Source organism: Streptomyces sp. bgisy159, assembly GCF_057707805.1.
The window spans coordinates 1-3,643 of record NZ_JBYIQX010000099.1 but is presented as its reverse complement, the minus strand read 5'-3'; the positions used below and the strand labels follow the sequence as shown (position 1 = coordinate 3,643).

Genomic DNA, 3,643 nt, shown 5'->3' with positions numbered 1-3,643 from the left:
TTCTCGAACGGGGTGGAGCCGGTCCCGGGGGTGTTGCCCGTCATCAGATGGTGCCTCCCGCTTCGTTGCCGGACGGGGTGTCGCCAGGCGGTTGTGCAAGGCATGGACGACGCTGCTCATGCCCTCCACGCAGTCCGAGAGCAGCTTGGAGAGGTTCTCCAGCTCGGTGATCACCGTCTCGTACGCCGTATGCAGGCCGGCCGCCTCCGCCCATGCGCCGTCGCTGAACTTGGCGCCAACCAACTGGGGCTGGGCGACCTTGTCGAGGCCTGCCGGTGAGCCCGTGAGGTTCTGTCAAGACCCCGGATATCAGAAGCGTTCGACCTCTTCACCGTCCGGAACCTTGTAGCAGCCGGAAACGACGTCAAGGCTCAGCATCGCTGGGTCGTTTTTCGCCATTTTGATAATTTTCACGCTAGCTTTCTTGTTGTCGTTGTCGGCGACCAGCTTGATGTTTTGGTTCTTGCTGGTGTCCGGGCCGTAGGTGATGATTTCCCACCCATTCTTGGACAGTCCCTCCTTGAGTCGCTCCATCGCAACATCCAGGTCGCTTGCTGAGGCAGGATAGAAGCTCCATGGGTGGAAGATCCGAAAGTATGTCTTCGTGTCTTTGCCCGGGCAGTCCATGACTCCTGGGTGACTATCAGAAGCCTTTCCCCTGACGCCAATCAGGTCGTAGATGCCACTGGATAGCTTTCCCATGGCATCCGAAGCGTCACGTGACGTGCTTGTGCCAGCGAACGGAACTTCATGAGAGCGGGTGTCGGTCATGCTGCATCCAGTGAGGGTGACGAGGTAAATGGGTACTGGAAGCGCCAGAGCGCTGAACTTTCTCTTCACGTCATGAAGCCTTACTTCATTGCCTAGATCGAGGGATCATCGGCGCGTCATTTTTCTAGGGCATTCCGGTCGCGGCTTCACATAAGCAAGGGGCGCGGCATCCGCAGTGGCACGTCATCACCCTTACCGACAACGACCAGAGCCTGATTCAGCAGACTCTGGGATGGGCCCGCCTCGTCTCCGTCCCAGTAACCGCTGTGTCCCTCGGTGTCCGTGGCCATCTGGTTTGCTCCGAAATTCGGATCGCTGGGGGTGACGAAGCGGTCACCGCCGTGGCCCCAGCGGCCGAGGTCCGGAACGGGGTCTCCCTCGGCCTCCTCGTTCCAGACATGCCCCTGAGGGACGTCCATCTCATCGGCGCCGGAAACCCGGACGCCTGGGCTGCCCGCGAAAATGACGTCGTCGGCGTTGAGCTGCCCCGTCTCGGCTGCAGCTCCAACGAGGGTGGACCCATACGAGTGGCCTATCACGGTGCGATGTGGATCCGAAGCGCCACCGTGCGACGCGTCGAGCCCATCCAAGAACCGGTTGAATGCCGGCGCACCGTCGTATGCGTAGTGACTGAACGGTGCATCTTTGGCCACGCTGTCAGGTGCGTCATAGCCGAGCCAGGTAATCGTGGAAACACTTTCCCCGCCGGATTTGGCATCAGCTTCCCGCCAGACACCGACCATCCGGTTAATGTTGCCTTCGATATTCGAAAGGTTTGAAGTCGTACCCGGCACGTACACTGCCTGATGATCGGCAGTGTCCGGGTTTCCGTTGGCGATGATTACCCGACCATCCCCTTCGGGACTGAAGCTGAGCAAGTATGCCTCAGGCAGACCATTCTTGCCGGTTGCGTTGAAGCGGTCCTGGATCGCCTGCATGCCATCTACCGGTTTTTGCAGCTCATTCCGCTTCATGTCCCATTGTCTCCATTCCTCCGAATAGATCTTTTCTTCCACCTCCTCGCCGGTGAGAGCATTGACGCTATGGACTAGCTGGTAGGCCGGTTGTGGTTCCTTTGCCATCCATGCGTCCAGTTCCGTTTGGGCGGCGCTACGTGCATCGGCGAATATTATCCGGTTGGCTTCGTCCCGGACCGCGGACGGCAGTCCGTCGAGTGCACCTACCGAATCGGGTCGCATAGATAGCCATGCGGCCTGCTGATCCGGGTCCAGTTCCTGCCACCACTGCGCGTTGGACTTCGGATCCCCGTCCTTGGGGGGTTGTGGCAGTGAGCCGAGATATTCCGTGCCTGCTGCTTGCAAACCTTTGGTGTCCGTGAATACATCCGACCAGTCGTCGTCGCTGACGGTCAGGTCGTCGTCGGCCCGCAACGCACGCAACTTCGGAGCCCACTTCACATCAACCTCTGTCGCCTCCTCAAGGGCTGCAGCGATGCGGTCCGCGCAGTCTCGTGCAGGGCCGTGGTTGGGATTGGGGTCGATGTTTGCTGCCTGACGGCCCACGGCAGAAGCCGTGTCGTCCGTCAGGCCGGTGACCGTGCCCCCTGCAGGAGTTTTTCCACCCTCGTCCTTCTCTCCACCGGGTGGATAAGTGACTGAACCATCGGAATTCACCGTGAGACCCGCTGCCTTGGCATCAGCCAGAGCATTATTGAGTTTCCTCTTGACGGCTTTCATCTCGTGCGCGAACGCCTCAAGGGCAGTGCTGGCGAGTCCACATTCCAGCTGTACGTAGTGGAAGTTCTCGGCCAGTTCTATCAGTTGCCCGACTGCCGCCTCCGCGGCCTCACCCTTCAGCGAGTGTCTCATCGCTGCGACGATCTGGGTCCCCACGTGGTCCTTCGCAGCGCTGGCCATGTCGGCGGTGCTGCGGTATCCGCTGGCTGCTTGGAAGTACTCGGTCGGTTGGAGACGTTGGAGCGCTGCCAGGTTCATGGCTTGTGGTTACCGCCTCTTGCCTTGGCCGCCGACGGCCGGTGTATCCGCGTACTCCAGCTTCAAATTGCCGATTTCGATCATGATTGCTTCGTCGGTCTTCAGTAGGTCGCTGCCCGCCTTCTGGAAGAGTGTGGCGAGCTTTTCGCACCGGGCACTGACGCTGTTGATGTAGCGCTCCCAGGACTCGTGGACCAATTTCTGGGCACCTGACGTCTGGCAGTCGAAGTCCGCCGTGAGGCCTTCCTGGCCGCCAGAGAGTGCTACCAACGCCTTGTCGATGTCCTCACAAACTGCGCCAACATCTTGGCCTGCCTTTGACCACACCGGCTTGTCGGACACCATTGTGCCCGTGCCCTCCGCCGGGTCGATGGGCACGTGATTCAGTTGCATCTGCGGGGAGCTTCGAGCGAGTGCCGTGCCCTTGAGCTCTTCCCACTCATCCCACGCCATGCGTGGACCCTCCTGTTTTCGCCGGGCGCGCTCTGTCGCCTCCGGGAGCGCGTGTGTGCGATTGCGTGGTGATCAAGTCGTAAGGTAGCGGCCCCGATGGGACGCCCCATCCGCGTGGGCCACCAGGGCGGCTGAGTAGGCGTACTCAGACGGTGTCAGTACCTCGGTTGGGCGGTGGGGAGGAGGGCGGCATGGCCGGGGGCGGCCCGAAGCCGGTGAGCGCATGGGGGTGCGGAGGCCCGTCCGGAGAGGAAGGCGTGGGTGAGGGGGCGATGAATCTGCGACGCCTGCGAAAGATGCCTGTTGCTGTTATGGCGAGAGCCGCTACGGTGACTGCTCCGATGCCGATCGGCAGCCAGGAGAGGTCGGTGTCCTTGGAGGGGGCTGGGGGGTTGGCACCGGTCGGCCCGGTAGAGGCCGACGGTGTGTCTGCCGCTGCGAGGTCCGGCAGCGGGTACTCGTCC

At 61.4% G+C, this 3,643-nt stretch carries 3 protein-coding genes and 1 pseudogene; all 4 read right to left on the bottom strand.

What is annotated here, in order from left to right; all coding sequences use genetic code 11:
- A pseudogene (locus AC3ET3_RS35905) lies at positions 1-243 on the bottom strand (hypothetical protein); the annotation flags it as partial.
- Between the two features lie 66 nt (positions 244-309).
- Positions 310-771: a hypothetical protein gene (locus AC3ET3_RS35900; RefSeq protein WP_435613711.1), complete on the bottom strand. Its 462-nt coding sequence runs from the start codon at positions 769-771 to the stop codon at positions 310-312.
- 146 nt (positions 772-917) lie between these two features.
- Positions 918-2,726, bottom strand: coding sequence for an alpha/beta hydrolase (locus tag AC3ET3_RS35895; RefSeq protein ID WP_435613710.1), 1,809 nt, complete (start codon positions 2,724-2,726; stop codon positions 918-920).
- 9 nt (positions 2,727-2,735) lie between these two features.
- Entirely contained in the window at positions 2,736-3,179 is a 444-nt protein-coding gene (locus AC3ET3_RS35890) for a hypothetical protein (RefSeq protein ID WP_435613709.1), read from the bottom strand.
- Between the last annotated feature and the right edge of the window lie 464 nt (positions 3,180-3,643).